19 protein-coding genes are annotated in these 16,782 nt (G+C 38.2%); 17 read left to right on the top strand and 2 right to left on the bottom strand.

The features are described from left to right. Nucleotides 1-58: 58 nt before the first annotated feature. The 3 genes from CKV70_RS08260 to CKV70_RS08250 all read left to right on the top strand — a co-directional run bounded on the left by CKV70_RS08260 (nucleotide 59) and on the right by CKV70_RS08250 (nucleotide 4,059). Entirely contained in the window at nucleotides 59-1,672 is a 1,614-nt protein-coding gene (locus tag CKV70_RS08260; protein ID WP_014600878.1) for a putative polysaccharide biosynthesis protein, read from the top strand. 110 nt (nucleotides 1,673-1,782) lie between these two features. Beyond that, on the top strand, nucleotides 1,783-3,396 hold the full coding sequence (locus CKV70_RS08255; protein WP_003732534.1) for a putative polysaccharide biosynthesis protein: 1,614 nt from the start codon (nucleotides 1,783-1,785) through the stop codon (nucleotides 3,394-3,396). A gap of 9 nt (nucleotides 3,397-3,405) precedes the next feature. Continuing rightward, nucleotides 3,406-4,059: a phosphatase PAP2 family protein gene (locus CKV70_RS08250; RefSeq protein WP_003732535.1), complete on the top strand. Its 654-nt coding sequence runs from the start codon at nucleotides 3,406-3,408 to the stop codon at nucleotides 4,057-4,059. Nucleotides 4,060-4,097: 38 nt separating this feature from the next. Here the strand turns inward: CKV70_RS08250 and CKV70_RS08245 are convergent, their stop codons facing one another. Beyond that, nucleotides 4,098-4,928: an NAD(P)H-hydrate dehydratase gene (locus tag CKV70_RS08245; protein ID WP_003732536.1), complete on the bottom strand. Its 831-nt coding sequence runs from the start codon at nucleotides 4,926-4,928 to the stop codon at nucleotides 4,098-4,100. Between the two features lie 104 nt (nucleotides 4,929-5,032). Here CKV70_RS08245 and CKV70_RS08240 point away from each other — a divergent pair, with 104 nt between their 5' ends. The 9 genes from CKV70_RS08240 (at nucleotide 5,033) to CKV70_RS08200 (ending at nucleotide 12,980) form a co-directional block, all read left to right on the top strand. After that, nucleotides 5,033-5,446: an NUDIX hydrolase gene (locus CKV70_RS08240; RefSeq protein WP_003724165.1), complete on the top strand. Its 414-nt coding sequence runs from the start codon at nucleotides 5,033-5,035 to the stop codon at nucleotides 5,444-5,446. Between the two features lie 74 nt (nucleotides 5,447-5,520). Further along, complete coding sequence (gene pepV, locus CKV70_RS08235) at nucleotides 5,521-6,933, top strand: dipeptidase PepV (RefSeq protein ID WP_003732537.1); 1,413 nt, start codon at nucleotides 5,521-5,523, stop codon at nucleotides 6,931-6,933. A gap of 112 nt (nucleotides 6,934-7,045) precedes the next feature. Then, nucleotides 7,046-7,915, top strand: coding sequence for a D-amino-acid transaminase (dat, locus tag CKV70_RS08230; RefSeq protein ID WP_003732538.1), 870 nt, complete (start codon nucleotides 7,046-7,048; stop codon nucleotides 7,913-7,915). Between the two features lie 222 nt (nucleotides 7,916-8,137). Beyond that, a complete protein-coding gene (locus tag CKV70_RS08225; protein WP_003723583.1) occupies nucleotides 8,138-8,578 on the top strand; it encodes a MarR family winged helix-turn-helix transcriptional regulator in 441 nt (146 codons plus the stop codon). Continuing rightward, nucleotides 8,575-10,044 (top strand): multidrug efflux MFS transporter MdrM, encoded by a 1,470-nt coding sequence (mdrM, locus tag CKV70_RS08220; RefSeq protein WP_009926611.1) that lies wholly within the window; start codon nucleotides 8,575-8,577, stop codon nucleotides 10,042-10,044. The genes CKV70_RS08225 and mdrM overlap by 4 nt, the downstream gene beginning before the upstream one ends. A gap of 208 nt (nucleotides 10,045-10,252) precedes the next feature. Next, the gene (locus CKV70_RS08215) at nucleotides 10,253-11,035 is read left to right on the top strand and encodes a phosphotransferase family protein (RefSeq protein WP_003723581.1); all 783 of its coding nucleotides are present in this window, start codon (nucleotides 10,253-10,255) and stop codon (nucleotides 11,033-11,035) included. Nucleotides 11,036-11,041: 6 nt separating this feature from the next. After that, nucleotides 11,042-11,686, top strand: a complete 645-nt coding sequence (trmB, locus tag CKV70_RS08210) for a tRNA (guanosine(46)-N7)-methyltransferase TrmB (RefSeq protein ID WP_003723580.1) — start codon at nucleotides 11,042-11,044, stop codon at nucleotides 11,684-11,686. Nucleotides 11,687-11,746: 60 nt separating this feature from the next. Then, nucleotides 11,747-12,598, top strand: a complete 852-nt coding sequence (locus tag CKV70_RS08205; RefSeq protein ID WP_014930963.1) for a YtnP family quorum-quenching lactonase — start codon at nucleotides 11,747-11,749, stop codon at nucleotides 12,596-12,598. 133 nt (nucleotides 12,599-12,731) lie between these two features. Next, nucleotides 12,732-12,980 carry a metal-sensitive transcriptional regulator gene (locus tag CKV70_RS08200; RefSeq protein WP_009925423.1) on the top strand — a complete coding sequence of 83 codons (249 nt, stop codon included), beginning with the start codon at nucleotides 12,732-12,734 and terminating at the stop codon, nucleotides 12,978-12,980. A gap of 36 nt (nucleotides 12,981-13,016) precedes the next feature. Here CKV70_RS08200 and CKV70_RS08195 read toward each other — a convergent pair whose 3' ends face one another. Further along, on the bottom strand, nucleotides 13,017-13,328 hold the full coding sequence (locus tag CKV70_RS08195) for a PepSY domain-containing protein (protein ID WP_003723577.1): 312 nt from the start codon (nucleotides 13,326-13,328) through the stop codon (nucleotides 13,017-13,019). Between the two features lie 197 nt (nucleotides 13,329-13,525). Here CKV70_RS08195 and CKV70_RS08190 point away from each other — a divergent pair, with 197 nt between their 5' ends. The 5 genes from CKV70_RS08190 to ytpR all read left to right on the top strand — a co-directional run bounded on the left by CKV70_RS08190 (nucleotide 13,526) and on the right by ytpR (nucleotide 16,691). Continuing rightward, entirely contained in the window at nucleotides 13,526-14,599 is a 1,074-nt protein-coding gene (locus tag CKV70_RS08190) for a M42 family metallopeptidase (RefSeq protein WP_003723576.1), read from the top strand. After that, a complete protein-coding gene (locus tag CKV70_RS08185) occupies nucleotides 14,592-14,810 on the top strand; it encodes a hypothetical protein (protein ID WP_025283097.1) in 219 nt (72 codons plus the stop codon). Before CKV70_RS08190 ends, CKV70_RS08185 begins: the two co-directional genes overlap by 8 nt. A gap of 111 nt (nucleotides 14,811-14,921) precedes the next feature. Further along, a complete protein-coding gene (locus CKV70_RS08180) occupies nucleotides 14,922-15,233 on the top strand; it encodes a thioredoxin family protein (protein ID WP_009915789.1) in 312 nt (103 codons plus the stop codon). A 34-nt stretch (nucleotides 15,234-15,267) separates the two neighbouring features. After that, nucleotides 15,268-16,068 (top strand): DUF1444 domain-containing protein, encoded by an 801-nt coding sequence (locus tag CKV70_RS08175; RefSeq protein WP_003723573.1) that lies wholly within the window; start codon nucleotides 15,268-15,270, stop codon nucleotides 16,066-16,068. A 5-nt stretch (nucleotides 16,069-16,073) separates the two neighbouring features. Continuing rightward, nucleotides 16,074-16,691 carry a YtpR family tRNA-binding protein gene (gene ytpR, locus CKV70_RS08170; RefSeq protein WP_003723572.1) on the top strand — a complete coding sequence of 206 codons (618 nt, stop codon included), beginning with the start codon at nucleotides 16,074-16,076 and terminating at the stop codon, nucleotides 16,689-16,691. Nucleotides 16,692-16,782: the final 91 nt, after the last annotated feature.

Raw genomic sequence — 16,782 nt, 5'->3', positions numbered from 1 at the left:
CATAACCCTATCAAACAGACAGACTTAAAAGAAAAAATCAATTGAGGTAACAGAAATTATGAGTTCAAAATTAATGCGAGGGACGGCTGTACTTACTGCAGGAACATTGTTGTCAAAGATTTTAGGAATATTATATGTCATTCCATTTTACTGGATTGCCGGCGGGGAACAAGCAACCATTCTCTATCAATATGGGTATGTTCCTTACCAAATTTTCTTAAATATTGCGACAGCTGGAGTGCCATTAGCAGTTGCCAAATATATTTCGAAGTATAATTCGTTAAATGAATATGCTTTAAGTCAAAGATTGTATAGATCAAGTACCTATTTAATGATATTTACAGGAATTGCTAGTTTTTTAATTATGTATATTTTTGCTCCGATACTCGCCGGAATGCAAGAGGTTAGTGGTGGGACGAGTATTGAAGATATTACAACCGTTATTCGTGCGGTGAGTTTTGCGTTACTGATTATTCCAGTAATGAGCTTGCTACGAGGTTATTTTCAGGGGTTTCATTCGATGGGACCTTCTGCCGTATCGCAAGTAATTGAACAAATAGCGAGAATTGTATTTTTACTAGCTAGTACGTATATTGTTCTTCATTTAATTGGTGGAAGCCTTGTAACAGCAATGAGTTTAGCTACATTCGCGGCTTTTGTAGGCGCATTTTTCAGCTTAATTTGTCTCATTTGGTATTACCGGAAACGGAAGCCGGGCATTCAAAAAATGATTGATGGCAGTGACAATAAGTTGCGCGTTTCGACTTTTCATCTATTAAAAGAAATTTCAATATCTGCGGTGCCATTTATTATTGTTGGAATGGCGATGTCACTTTATCAACAAATTGATTTATTTACGTTTGCACGAATTTTAACCTACGATGGTATGGACGGGAAAACAGCGGAAGATTTGCTTTCTATTTTCAACTTTTCCGTTCAAAAAATTATTATGATACCGGGAACTTTAGCTTTGGCGTTTTCGATGACTCTTGTGCCTTTAGTGGCGGCATCTTTCCATAAAGGACAAATCCGTGAAGTTCATCATCATTTGACAGCCGTTTTCCAAGTGTTACTATTTTTGGTGGTGCCAGCTTGTTTAGGAATTGCCCTTTTAGCTGATCCGCTTTATACAATTTTTTATGGTTATAATACAGATGGTTCGATGTTACTACAGTTTTTTGCACCATTTGCCATATTCTTTTCGTTATTTAGTGTAACAGCAGCTATTTTGCAAGGAATTGATGAGCAACGATATACGGTTCTCAGTTTGCTACTCGGTTTACTGACAAAATCGGTTTTGCAAATGCCATTAATTTTACTTTTTGGGGCAAAAGGTGGGGCATTAGCTACGGGACTTGGATATATTGTTTCCGTAGTATTCACCATTTTTATTATTAAAAAATATGCGAAGTACTCCTTTAAATATTTATTTAGACGACTTATCCTTATTTTAGGAATTAGCGCGGTGATGCTTCTTAGTGTTTGGTTGATATATCATGGGCTGATTTTATTTTTAAATCCGCATGCAAGATTATCAGCACTAGTCATTGTTTTTGTTTCAGCTGGATTTGGTGCCTATATTTATGCGTTTTTAGCTGCAAAAGCAGGACTGTTAAACTATATTTTAGGGGACCGAATGTATAAAATTCGTAAAAAACTTCATTTGATTTAAACTTTTTGTAAAGAACAAGCCGATATTTATTTGGGTTTGTTCTTTTTTTTTAAAAGAGTTAATGGTAAAGTAAACAAGGATATATAATTTAATGTAAAGGAAGTTAGACGATGGGTTCAAAACTGCTCAGAGGAACATTTATTCTGACGCTAGGGACATTAATCTCTAAAGTGCTCGGAATATTGTATGTGATTCCGTTTTATGCGATTATTGGAGGAGATGAACCAGCGCTACTATATAATTTCGGTTATGTGCCGTATCAATTATTCTTAAGCATTGCGACTGCCGGGATTCCGCTAGCTGTTGCTAAATATATAGCAAAATATAATGCGATGGAAGAGTATGCTGTAGGTAGACGTTTATTTAAAACCGGTGTATATTTAATGATTTTCTCCGGTATTGTCTGTTTCTTAGCAATGTATGGACTTGCCCCAACGCTTGCTCGCATGCAACAACTGGAGGGTGGTTATAGTTTAGCAGATGGGATTCAAGTTATTCGTGCCGTTAGTTTTGCCTTACTAATTATTCCAGTCATGAGTTTACTTCGAGGCTTTTTCCAAGGATATAATTCGATGGGGCCTTCTGCTGTATCACAAGTTTTAGAACAAGTTGTACGAATTATGTTCTTACTTGCTGGAACATTTATTGTCATGTATGTACTTGATGGAAATGTAGTAACAGCTATTAGTATCGCTACTTTCTCTGCTTTTGTCGGCGCTTTTGCAAGTCTGCTTTTACTACTTTGGTATTTTTACAAACGGAAACCTGGTCTTGATCGAATGCTTTTGGAAGACAGAGGGACTGTGAAAATTTCAATCCCGACGCTTTATAAAGATATTATTCTTTCGGCGATTCCATTTATTATTGTTGGATCAGCAACGTCGCTTTACCAATTGATTGACCAGTTTACATTAGGGCGGGTATTAGAATATATTGGTATTACTCCGGAACTAGTGAATTCGTATGTGGCAATTATTAACTTTGATGTACAGAAATTGATTATGATTCCTGGTACACTCGCGATTGCGTTTTCGATGGCGCTTGTCCCACTTGTGACGGGGGCTTATGTTAGAAAAGAATACGCACAAGTAAAACGTCAACTCAATGATGTTTTTCAAATTTTATTATTTTTAACAATTCCAGCTTGTTTTGGGATTGCGATGTTAGCAAGACCGCTATTTACGGTGTTTTTCTCACCTAGTGATAATGGTACAGAGTTACTGCAACTTTTTGCGCCAATTGCTATTTTGTTCTCGTTATTTAGCGTATCAGCTGCAGTCCTTCAAGGGATTGACGAACAACGATTTACGGTACTTGGCTTATTACTAGGTTTACTAGCTAAATCAGTTCTTCAAATGCCACTCATTATGTTATTTGAAGCAAAAGGATCCATTATTGCAACTGGGATTGGCTATGCTGTATCGTGTATTTTCATGCTTCTTATTATTAAGAAATATGTTCGTTTTTCGTTCAAAGTTATTTTGAGGCGAACGGTACTTTTCTTTGTAATGACAGCTATAATGGGACTTGTAGTTATTGCGCTTTATATCATGATGTCTAATTTTGTAACAACGGACCGGAAAATCCCTGCATTAATAATTACCATCGTTTGCGGTGGAGTAGGTGCGATTTTCTACGGTTACATGGCATTTAAACTCCACTTATCCGATAAATTATTTGGACCACGTGGAACGAGATTACGTGAAAAATTAAGAATTCGCTAGGAGGATTGTATGAAAAAAACACCATTTATTATTAGCGGTATCGGCCTCCTTGGATTTATTTTCTTTATGACGGGCGTTATGACTGGGGCAAAGTGGATTCAACGTTTTGACCATTATTGGAATAGTGTTATCCGTGTAGGTATAACGGATACTAAAACAACCGTGATTTCTTATCTAACGGATATTGGTGGAGTAGCTACCATTTGTATTTTAACGGCAATCATTATCATTGTATTTGTATTTATGCGAAAAGTAGATACAGCGATTTGGTTTGGCAGCATCGTTTTAATTGGTGGAGCACTCATTCCTTCAATTATTAAAAATATCGTTCAACGTCCAAGACCTACCTATAAATTAATCGAACAAGGTGGTTTTAGTTTTCCAAGTGGACATTCGACCGGTTCTACGGTATTTTATGGCATGCTTGCTTTCTTGTTAATTCTATACGTGAGCCGCAGATGGCTTCGATTTACAATTGGTATTCTAGCTCTTGGTATTGTTATCTTCGTCATGTATTCGCGTGTTTACTTAGGGGTTCATTTTCCAAGTGATGTGGTTGCAGGGTTCTTAATTGGTAACGCAGCGCTTTTCAGCGGAATCGGATGTTACTTCATTTGGAATGAAAAATTAGCATTATGGGCTAATAAATTTAAAAAAGCATAGAAAAAAATCCTCTCTTTCAAAAAGGGAGGATTTTTTTATTAGGCATGTTCGTCAGTTTCGCTAAAAATTTTCAAGTAAGTTGGTAATTCTTCGGCGATTTCGGTTGGAAGTACTACATAACGTTTTTTTGCTAAAATTTCGCCGATATAGCTGTGAAGAAAGACCGCAGCTAGTGTGCCAGTAATCGGCTTTTCTGTTTGCGCCATTAATCCGCAAATCGTGCCTGCAAGCGTATCTCCCATACCGCCAGTGGCCATGGCTGGGGTGCCATACATATTTTGCCAAGCAGACTCGCCGGAATACACTTTCGTACGATGACCTTTAAGTACGATTGTTGCGTCAATAGCAAGGGCTACATCAGTTGGCGTAACAGCATCTGGTGCTAGTACTTTAAGTCGTTCCCATTCTCCTGCATGGGGCGTAAAGGTTAGTTTTGCGGCAGGGTGAGGATTTTCTCCTTTAGCATAGATAGTAATGCCGTCACCATCAATAATTACTTGCTGATGTTCGGTTGATTTTTGTAAAACTAAACGAAAAATTTCTTCCGCATAGGCATCAAGTCCAAGTCCAGGGCCGATTAATATTGTATCAAATTGGCTGATTTGTTCACTTAGACTTGTGATGTTTTCGTAATCAATAAACATACATTCAGGTATTCTTGTTTGGAGAGCAGGACGGTTGACGCTATCGGAAGCAACGGTTGTTAAACCAGCCCCACTTTTGACACAAGCTTCTGCGGCCATAATAGCAGCACCGCCAAATTGTTTATTTCCAGCGACAATCAGAACGCGCCCATAGTCACCCTTATGTGTTTCGTCTTCACGTTTTGGAATCCATGCGCACATTGCTTTTGGTGTTATTTTTTTCAATTTTGTAAAACCTCCTTATGACACTGGCTTTTATCTACTCAACCGGGTAAAATAAAGAACAGATAAATCATGTTTATCTTAAATGATAAGGAGGCTTTTGTAAAATGAAACCTATATATCCTGCAGTGAAAGCAGTTATCGTAAAAGACGGAAAATTTTTAGCACTAAAGAAAAAAGGGGTAGAAGGAGAAGTTTTTGAACTTCCTGGTGGCCGCATGAATTACGGTGAAACACACGGGGAAGCTCTTTTTAGAGAAGTTTATGAAGAAACCAAATTACAAGTACAGCCATTTATTTTATATGATACGTGGGAATTTTTCCATGAGGACTTCCAAATTACCGGCGTTATTTATTTAGTGGAAATGCCAGAAGGTGGCGAAATCGAATTATCCGATGAACACGAAGAGTATCGCTTTTTACCACTAGAAAAAGAAAGCTTAAACGTCATGGATATCGTTTTTTCTTCGCGTATGGAACGTTGGGATTTTGAAGCAATTAAAGGTTTTATGAGAAAATAGGGAGTTCCGGCTTCCAAGCTACGTAAAAACAGTTTACAATAGAGAAGATAAGTTTGAAGGAGGGAATAACAATTATGACAGAAATTAATTGGCAAAAAGAAGTGGAAGCACGCAAAGATGATTTCCTAGAAGATTTAAAAGGGCTTCTTCGCATTCCAAGTGTTCGCGATGATAGTAAAAAAACAGAAGATGCGCCGTTTGGACCGGACGTAAAACGCGCACTCGATTATATGATGGAGCTTGGTAAAAAAGACGGCTTCACAGCGAAAGAAGTTGGAAACGTAGCGGGACACCTTGAATACGGCCAAGGCGAGGAGCTAGTTGGCGTTTTAGGGCATGTGGATGTAGTGCCAGTTGGTGACGGCTGGACAAACGGACCATTCGAACCAACTTTACGCGACGGTAAATTATATGCTCGTGGAGTTGCGGACGATAAAGGCCCAACAATCGCTGGTTACTATGCACTAAAAATTATTAAAGAACTAGGATTACCACTTTCTCGCCGAGTTAGAATTATTATTGGTTCTGATGAGGAAAGCGGTATGAGTTGTGTGGAGCGTTATTTTGAAACAGAAGAGCAACCAACGCTTGGTTTTGTTCCTGATGCAGAATTTCCAATCATTCACGCGGAAAAAGGTATCTCAGAACTAGATGTATCATTTAAAGACGGTGAAGCAGGCGGGGAAGCAGCATTCCGTTTACTTAGCGTAGAATCAGGCGAACGCTACAACATGGTTCCAGATCACGCAACAGCTATTTTAGAAGATGTAAAAGACTTTGATAAAGTAGCGAGTGCCTTCAAAACCTTCCTAGCAAATCATCCAGTAGAAGGAACACTAGAAGAAAATGGCAAGTCCGTTAAAATTAATATTGTCGGCAAATCTGCCCATGCAATGGAACCAAATAACGGTGTGAACGCTGGTCTACATTTAGTCGCTTTCCTTGGTAAATTCAAGCTGACTGGAGCAGCGAATGATTTCGTAACATTTGGTCGTGACTATCTGTTTGGTGATTCTCGTGCTGTTAAACTAGGCATTAGCTATGAAGATGCAGAAAGCGGCGAACTAACAATGAACGTTGGCGTTATCCGTTATGATGTTGCAGAAGGTGGCAAATATGGACTTAATTTCCGTTATCCAGTTACTGCTAGCATGGACAAACTTAAAAATAAAATGCAAACAGTCGTATATGAGTATAATGCGCAATATACACATTATGAAGATTCCAAACCACTTTTCGTACCAAAAGATCACCCACTTATTCAAGTTTTACAAGAAGTATATACAAAACAAACAGGTGAAGAGGCTACTTTACTAGCAATAGGTGGCGGAACTTATGCACGTCATATGGAGACTGGCGTAGCGTTCGGAGCGCTATTCCCAGGCCGTGAAGACACGATGCACCAAAAAGACGAATTCAGCTATTTTGATGATTTGTTAAAAGCTACAGCAATTTACGCAGAAGCGCTTTACAAATTAGCGAAGTAAGGGTTATAATTGAAAAAATTAACTGCTGCAAAGCTTAGTTTTGCGGCAGTTTCTTTGTTTCATTAAGTTTTTAGATAGTTCCAAAAATTAACTATGCAAGGAGAGACTCGAGATGAAAGTATTAGTAAATAACCATTTAGTTGAAAGAGAAGATGCCACAGTTGACATTGAAGACCGCGGATATCAGTTTGGTGATGGTGTATATGAAGTAGTTCGTCTATATAATGGAAAATTCTTTACTTATAATGAACACATTGATCGCTTATATGCTAGTGCAGCAAAAATTGACTTAGTTATTCCTTATTCCAAAGAAGAGCTACGTGAATTACTTGAAAAATTAGTTGCCGAAAATAATATCAATACAGGGAATGTCTATTTACAAGTGACTCGTGGTGTTCAAAACCCACGTAATCATGTAATCCCTGATGATTTCCCTCTAGAAGGCGTTTTAACAGCAGCAGCTCGTGAAGTACCTAGAAACGAGCGTCAATTCGTTGAAGGTGGAACGGCGATTACAGAAGAAGATGTGCGCTGGTTACGCTGTGATATTAAGAGCTTAAACCTTTTAGGAAATATTCTAGCAAAAAATAAAGCACATCAACAAAATGCTTTGGAAGCTATTTTACATCGCGGGGAACAAGTAACAGAATGTTCTGCTTCAAACGTTTCTATTATTAAAGATGGTGTATTATGGACGCATGCGGCAGATAACTTAATCTTAAATGGTATCACTCGTCAAGTTATCATTGATGTTGCGAAAAAGAATGGCATTCCTGTTAAAGAAGCGGATTTCACTTTAACAGACCTTCGTGAAGCGGATGAAGTGTTCATTTCAAGTACAACTATTGAAATTACACCTATTACGCATATTGACGGAGTTCAAGTAGCTGACGGAAAACGTGGACCAATTACAGCGCAACTTCATCAATATTTTGTAGAAGAAATCACTCGTGCATGTGGCGAATTAGAGTTTGCAAAATAACATAGTAGAAAACCTTCCTATTTCAGGAAGGTTTTTTGTGCTTTGATACCTATGTAAAAATTTATATAACTTTTTTATTCGTTGAAAATACTCAATTGGTGTCGCTTTCATACTTAAAAGTGCCATTTAAAGCGATTGACAAATTTTTTACAGGGTGTATAATTCAAAAGGCTAATAGTTCGCATACGAAATATTTGAGAGCGAACAATATGGAGGGAAGTCATGGATGAAAAATTGGTGAAAGAGGTCATTTTCTCTTTTCGCGAAGTACAACGAAAAACACATCACGTGCTAGCTGAAGAAGCTGCGAACCGAGAGATTACTACAACCCAATTACTTGCAATCAGAGAATTACAAAGAGAATCAGAATTAACACTTGGCGAATTAGCAGAACGAATGAAGCTTGGTAAAAGTACTGTATCTGGTATTGTAGATCGATTAGTAAAAGCGGGATTTTTAAAGCGTACAAGAAATGAAAATAATCGTCGCGCACTCAGCTTAGAATTAACTGAAAAAGGAGCTACAAAAGCAGCAGAAACGTATCATGTATTCTTCAACCGTTTAGAACCTATCTTAGAGATTGGCGAGGATCGGTTAAAAGAAATGCTAAAAATGCACCAAGAAATTATTACCATTTTGGAAAGGGAAGGTGCACGAGATTGAATATGAAAGCAGCAAGTACATCAGTGAAGCGTAACGGTATTTTGATTGTTATGCTTATGGGCGCCTTTGTTACCATTCTCAACCAAACGTTGATGAATGTCGCGCTACCAAGTATTATGAAAGATTTTGGAATTACAGCCAGTCAAGGACAATGGTTATCAACTGGATTTATGTTAGTTAATGGTGTCATGATTCCAATGACGGCCTTTTTAATTGAACGATTTACAACGCGTCAGCTTTACTTATTCGCGATGATTACCTTTGCGATTGGTACAGCAATTGGCGGATTCGCCACAGATTATACCATGCTGATTGCTGGGCGTATGGTACAAGCAATTGGTGCTGGGATTGTTATGCCACTTCTTACAGTTGTGGTATTAAACTTATTCCCGATGGAACGAAGAGGGCGAGCGATGGGCTTAATTGGTCTTGCTATGAACTTTGCCCCAGCAATTGGTCCGACACTTTCAGGTTGGATTGTTCAACAATATGATTGGCGCAATTTATTCTTTATTATTATTCCGTTCGCGATTCTTGATATTGTCGTAGCGATTTTCTTACTTAAAAATGTCGGAAAAAGAACTTTCCCGAAACTCGACGTCCTTGGGGTTATCATGTCAACAGTTGGGTTTGGTAGTTTATTACTAGGATTTAGTAATGCTGGAGACCATGATTGGTTAACTTGGAAAGTAGCTGGATTTATTATTCTTGGTCTAGTAGTGCTAGGAATATTTATCCGTTATCAAACAAGCAACAAAGCGCCACTGCTTAACTTTAGAGTATTTAAATATCCTACATTTGCACTTACAACAGCAATTAGTTTCTTTGTGGTAATGGGACTTTTTGGCGGCATGTTATTACTACCAATTTTCTTACAAACAGTTAGAGGATTTTCACCTTTGGAATCTGGATTAGTTCTCTTGCCAGGTGCACTCGTCACGGCGATACTTTCGCCTGTAACAGGGGTAATGTTTGACCGTTTTGGGGCTAAATATTTATCACTTGTCGGCTTGATTATTATGGCGGGATCGACTTTCATGTTTACAAATTTGGATGAATCCACTACGTTAACTTTTATTATTATCGTACAAACGATTCGTTCTGCAGGGATGGCGATGGTCATGATGCCGCTACAAACAGCTGCCCTTAATTCACTTCCATTAAAACTAGCATCCCACGGTTCAGCGATGTTTAACACTATGCGTCAAGTTGCTGGTTCAATCGGGACAGCTGCACTTATAACCGTCATGTCTAAGAGCGCAGCAAGTTTTGCCACTAAACTCGGACCAGCTGATGTCATTGGCAAAACTAAAACTGATATTGCCAACCATGTCCTCATCCACGGAATAGAAACCGCCTTTTTAGTAGCGGGAATTCTTTCTGTAGTCGCTTGTGTTCTAGCACTATTTATACAAAAAAATAGAAGTGCCATGGATCCAATTGTTACTAAAACGGAAAAAGCATAATCACGAAAAAGCGCGTTCCATTTTTGTGGAATGCGCTTTTTTGGCATAAATGAAGTAAATTTGTAAAAAAAAACGTATAACGAACATATGTTGACTTGACTAGTGGGGCTAAGAGAAGTAAAATCATGAATAGTTACCTATTTGTTCGGAAGTGAAATAAACGAGGGATAATGAAGTTGCAAAGAGCTAATAAAAGGTGTGCATGTAAATGAAAGATAACTTTTTTGGGAGAGAATATGACATAGCCCCGGCCGGAGGGGAAACTGGCCAAGCATTCGTTGCAACACATGAAGACGAAAAATTCTTTTTAAAAAGAAATTCTTCGCCTTTTTTAGCTGCGCTTTCTGTAGAGAATATCGTTCCAAAATTAGTTTGGACGAGACGCGTGGAGAATGGGGACGTAATAACAGCTCAAAAATGGGTGAATTGTCACATTTTGACACGTGAAGAAATGGTTGGACCGCGAGTGGCAAAACTATTAGCGAAAATCCATCGTTCAGAAAATTTACAACACATGCTAGCGAAAATCGAAAACTGCTATTTCTCTGCAGATCAACTTTTGAGTCTCGTAAAAGTAAACACAAGAGCTAATAACAATCTATCAAAAGAAATAATTGAAGCAGTCCACTATTTAGAACAGAATCTCTCTGCTGCTCAGACGAACAATTATGTGGTTTGTCACGGAGATGTTAACCATAATAATTGGATTATTTCTGAAGAAAACGAACTGTTTCTAGTTGATTGGGATGGAGCAATGCTTGCAGACCCTGCGAATGATATCGGGATGATTTTATACCAATATATCCCACGCGAAGATTGGGTAAGTTGGCTGTCTAATTACGGCACCACATTAACCGAAGAATTACATCGCAAATTAAAATGGTATACGATTTGTCAAACGGTTATGCAACTCACGACTAATCAAACAGACGAAGCGAATGAACGAGCAAAACAAATTTTTCAAAATGCAATAGAAGATGATGAGGTGTAAAGAAAGATGCGCGTAAAACATAAACCGTGGGCAAAAGATAGATTGGAAGAATTTCCAGCAATTTACATCAAAAACCCAGAAGATTTCAAAGGTCAGTGGCATGAAGTATTCGGAAATGACAATCCAATCCATATCGAAATTGGTTCTGGCAAAGGGCAGTTTATTAGTGGTATGGCAAAAGCAAATCCAGAAATTAACTATATCGGCATCGAAATGATTGAAAGTGTTCTCGTTTCGGCACTTGATAAAGCAATTGAAGTAGATGTTCCTAATTTACGCTTAGTTGCTAGAGATGCTAAACTATTAGAAGATTGTTTTGAAAAAGGAGAAATAGCGCAAATTTATTTAAATTTCTCCGATCCATGGCCGAAAAAACGCCATACAAAACGTAGGCTAACAAACCCGACGTTCTTAACTATTTATGAGAGACTGTTGCCGAAAGCAGGGGAGATTCATTTCAAAACAGATAATCGCAGTTTGTTTGAATATTCGCTAGTAGCTTTTTCGGAATACAATATGTTATTAACATTTGTGTCGCTTGATTTGCATAATAGCGATTACGAAGGGAATATCAAAACTGAATACGAAGAAAAATTTTCAGCTAAAGGATTCCCCATCTATCGTCTTGAAGCAAAATTTGATAGAAATTAACTAAGATAACCAGATGCATCTGCTGCATCTGGTTTTTATTTTTAATTGGAGGTGTTAAAAGTGGATTCCATTCAAATTGGTAAAATAAAGATTTATTGGTTACGTGGAGGATATACTCATTTCGACGGCGGAGCAATGTTTGGCGTTGTACCAAAACCTTTATGGGAGAAAAAATATCCAGTAAACGACAAAAATCAATTGGCTAACGTAACCGATCCGATGTTTTTTCAGTACTTAGGCAAAAATTATTTAATAGATAGTGGGTTAGGGAACAGACGACTTACAGAAAAACAAAAACGTAATTATGGAGTGACGGAAGAATCATTCGTGCTAGAAGATTTGGCGCAATTATCCATCGCTCCAGAAGACATTGATTATGTTTTGATGACGCATTTGCACTTCGATCACGTGTTAGGTCTGACAGGCATTTCGGAAGAAGGGAATGATTACTCCATCTTTCCAAACGCGGAAATTTGGACTTCGGAAACAGAATGGGAAGAGATGCAACACCCCAACATTCGTTCCAAAGCAACTTACTGGCAAGAAAACTGGCTAAGGATAGAAGGACAAATCCATACATTTACCAAAGAAAAAGAATTCAACGATGCAATTAAAATGACGCACACTGGTGGACATAGCAATGGGCATTCGGTTATTTGGCTAGAATCAGATGGAGAAAAAGCAATTCATATGGCGGATATTTTCCCAACTTTTGCTCATCAAAATGTACTTTGGGTGACTGCGTATGATGATTATCCAATGACTTCCATCTCTGCTAAACAAGCAATTTTCAAGCAAACTTTCGGTGCGAATTATTGGTTTTTATCTTACCATGATTCCAGATTCCGAGCAGTTCAAATTGCTGAAAATGGAAATGTTAAGGCTGAATTAAAAATAGAACATCGGAATTAGGAAGTGAGAAATCACTTCTTTTTTTGAGGGTATTTTTATTTTGTGGTATAATTATATTTATAAATACTTTAAAATAGCCAATATGATATCCTGGGTAGGGGGTTATCGCATGGTATACTATAAGGGGGTATATATGGATATCGAGCAAAAGAAGGCGCTGGTAACGCGATTCGCTAAGATAGAAGGACATGTACGTTCTATAAAAACGATGACAGAAGAAGAGCGTGATTTAGAAACTATTATGCAACAAATAGCAGCGGTGAAAAAAGCGATGGATGCTGCCGCAAAATTAATCTACACTGAACAAATGAAGGAGTTAATTGAACAAGGCGAAACGGACGAAGCAGTAATTAAAAAGAAAATAGATAGTTTTATCCGCTAAAAAAACGACTCCCCGCATGGGGAATCGTTTTATTTTTTAAGCTAAATATACGTCGATGATTGTTCCTGTGTTGGCGTCTGCGATAAATTCGAATTGCTTCTTCTCGCCTTCGCGAATACAAGTGATTCCGCCGTGGTAAACGAAAGTATCAATCGCGAATTTTTTGTAATGTTGTTTTTTAAGTTGAATCCAAGAACCTTCGATTGGTCCTTCTTGCTTGAATGCATCTTTTACCTTTTCTAAGATGACGTCCCCAGAAATTGTTTTATCGCTAAGTAAATAATGATAAACAAGGTGTCCAGCCGCTGCTCCTGCTCCAACGCCTGCAATGAAAGCTTTCCAGTTCATCGCTTTTCCTCCCTAGTGTTTCCTATTCTTTTTAAAGGATGCTACTACGAACATCTCTTTTAATCATTATACTACAAATTTTTGATTATAAAAGGATTTTTGAACGCGCTTTCGGTAAAAGAGAGAAGTGAGGCGAGCGGAAACGGATAATATTTGCTATAATAAAAGAGATTTCAGACGGAAAGAGATGATTATTAATGGAAAAAGAAACGTTAGCGATGTTTAAAGAATTGACGGAACTTCAAGGTACTTCGGGTGACGAACATAGAATTCGTGCATTTATGCGAAAAGAACTTGAACCAGTTTCCGATGAAATTATCCAAGATGGGCTAGGTGGCATTTTTGGTGTGCGCCACGGAGCGGAAGAAGGCCCGCGTGTACTTGTTGCAGCTCATATGGATGAAGTTGGCTTTATGGTAACGCAAATTACGGACAACGGCTTGCTTCGTTTTCAAACAATTGGTGGTTGGAATCCGCAAGTTTTACAGGCGCAACGAGTGCAAATTATGACTCCAATTGGTCCTGTAATTGGCGTGGTTGCCTCTGTTCCACCGCATTTGTTATCAGAAGCTGAACGGAGTAAACCGACGGATCCTAAAAATTTGCTTATTGATATTGGTGCAGATGATAAAGCGGATGCGGAAAAAATCGGCATTAAACCAGGACAATTCATTGTTCCTGTGGCTGAATTTACACCGCTTGCAAATCCGAAGAAAATTTTAGCAAAAGCATGGGACAATCGTTATGGTGTCGGACTTGCGATTGAACTTATGAAAGAATTGAAAGGCGAATCGTTACCAAATACACTTTTTGCTGGGGCGAATGTGCAAGAAGAAGTAGGGTTGCGCGGTGCAGGTGTTAGTGCCAACATGATTAAACCAGATTTGTTTTTTGCACTAGATGCTAGCCCTGCCAATGATACGACTGGTAATAAATCGCAATTTGGCCAAATTGGTCAAGGTTTCTTATTGCGTATTTTTGACCGGACGATGATTATGCATCGTGGTATGCGTGAGTTTTTACTAGATACTGCGGAAACAAATAAAATTCCTTATCAATATTTTGTTTCGCCAGGAGGAACAGATGCTGGGAAAGTGCATACGTCACTGAGTGGTATTCCAAGTGCGGTAATCGGTGTTCCGGCTCGATATATTCACTCATCTAATTCGATTTTACACGTAGATGACTATGCTGCTGCGAAAGAAATGATTACAACGCTTATTCGTGGTTTAGATAAAACAACCTATGAAACAATTAAAAATAATGCATAAAATAATGAAGAAACCGGTTTTTGTAGTTGGGGTGCTGCTTTTGGTAGCGAGCTTAGTGTTCTTGTTAGGATACGCTACAAGCATGCCGTATTTTCGTGATTCGGAGATTGGTTGGATATGGACTACTTTGATTGCGGGGATTATTACGCTATTTTTCACCTTTTTCAATGATTTTTTAGAAAAGAAAAAAGCGCGCTCGAAAGTTCGGTAAAAAGTTTAGCTCCTTACTAGAGCTGGGCTTTTTTCATGAGCGTTATTCTGGACGAAAGTGTTGTTAGGCGTTAGGATTTAACTAGTATGAGATAAGAAGGAGCGTGTGGAAATGAAAAACTTAGAATCAGTTGAACAATTTAATGCTATTAAATCAGAAGGCAAATCCGTTTTTATGTTTAGTGCCGATTGGTGTGGCGATTGCAAATTCATCGAACCAGTAATGCCTGAAATCGAAGCTGAAAACGAGGATTTTTCCTTTTATCATGTTGATCGAGATGAATTTATTGATTTATGTGCTGATTTAGCGATTTTTGGCATTCCAAGCTTTTTAGCGTTTGAAGACGGTGAAGAAGTAGGACGTTTCGTAAGTAAAGACAGAAAAACAAAAGAAGAAATTAATGATTTTCTAGCTGCGATATAAAAAGTGACTGCTTTTTATGGAAGGGGAGGCACTTATGGCTAAAATGACTACGTTAAAAATGAAAGAAAGACTTGAAAAAGAGTTGCAAGCGCCGAATCGGCAATTTTCATATAATCGAGACAATGACGCGCTAACGGTAGTGCAAAGTGGCAAAAAGGTAACACTGACCATCCCGCAAATCATCGCAAACTATGAAAATGATGGTGATGCAGCGGTGGAAAAAATTGTTTATTATGTGGAAGAGGGTTTTCGAGCAGCAGCGGGAAATGTTGAGCTGGAAAATAATAAAGCGAACGTTTATCCTGTTGTGCGTGCAACTTCTTTCCCTGGTGAAACAAAAGCTGGAGAAGTACTGTTAACGGATGATCATACAGCTGAAACGAAAATTTTCTACGCGGTAGATTTGGGGAAATCCTATCGTTTTATTGAAGAGAGTATGCTTAAAAAAGCACAGCTAACGCACGAAGAAATAAGAGAAGCTGCTTTTAATAATTTAGCGAATCTAGAAATCCCTCTGAAAAAAGATTCTGTTAATGGCAATGACTTTTATTTCGTTCGTACAAATGATGGCTATGATGCTAGTCGCTTGTTGAATGAAGCATTTCTTCGCGAAATGCGTGAGAAGTTAACGGGAGAAATGGTGCTTGCTGTACCGCATCAAGACGTCTTAATTATCGGGGATATTCAAGATAATACAGGGTACGATGTTCTGGCTCATATGACGATGGACTTTTTTGCGGATGGGCTTGTACCAATTACCTCTTTGCCATTTGTCTATAATAATGGTAAACTTGAACCGATATTTATAATGGCAAAAAACAGATTAAAGGAGTAGAAGACGTGATAGTAAACGCATTTTATAATGAAAAAGGGGTAGGGGACACTCTACTAATTGAAACTGGTGAAGTAACATTTGAAAATCGCGAATGGGAACGTCGTGGGGATGTAGCGCGAATTTTCGATCGTGAAACAAAAGAAGTAGCTGGCTTCAATATTTTTAACAGCTCAAAATATTTTAATATTACTGCAAATGGTAAATTAGAACTAACGGAAGAATTGGTTGCATTAATGAATCGAGTGATCGAAAAAGCTGGATTTGAACCAGAAATTGTGGCTGATTTATCTCCTAAATTTGTCGTTGGTTATGTTGAATCGAAAGAAAAACATCCTAATGCAGATAAGTTAAATGTATGTAAAATCAATGTAGGGGATAAAGTGTTGCAAATTGTATGCGGTGCACCAAATATTGATGCTGGACAAAAAGTAGTAGTAGCGAAAATTGGTGCGGTTATGCCGAGTGGTTTAATCATCAAACCTTCTAATTTGCGAGGAGAAGATTCTTTCGGCATGGTATGTGCTGCACGTGAACTCGCGATTCCTGATGCGCCTGCTGAAAAGGGGATTATGGTTCTTGAGGAATCGGCTGTGGTTGGAGAAGCGTTTCCTGTTAATTTCTAAATAAATGATTAATTTTAAGTGTCTGATGCTATATCAGGCGCTTTTTTTGTTGCTATTTATTAGATATTGTGAAATGTCAATAAATGTAGAA

The sequence above is a fragment of the Listeria monocytogenes genome (genome assembly GCF_900187225.1).
Taxonomy (GTDB): domain Bacteria; phylum Bacillota; class Bacilli; order Lactobacillales; family Listeriaceae; genus Listeria; species Listeria monocytogenes.
Note: the sequence above shows the minus strand (reverse complement) of the source record. Positions and strands in the feature narration are given on the sequence as shown.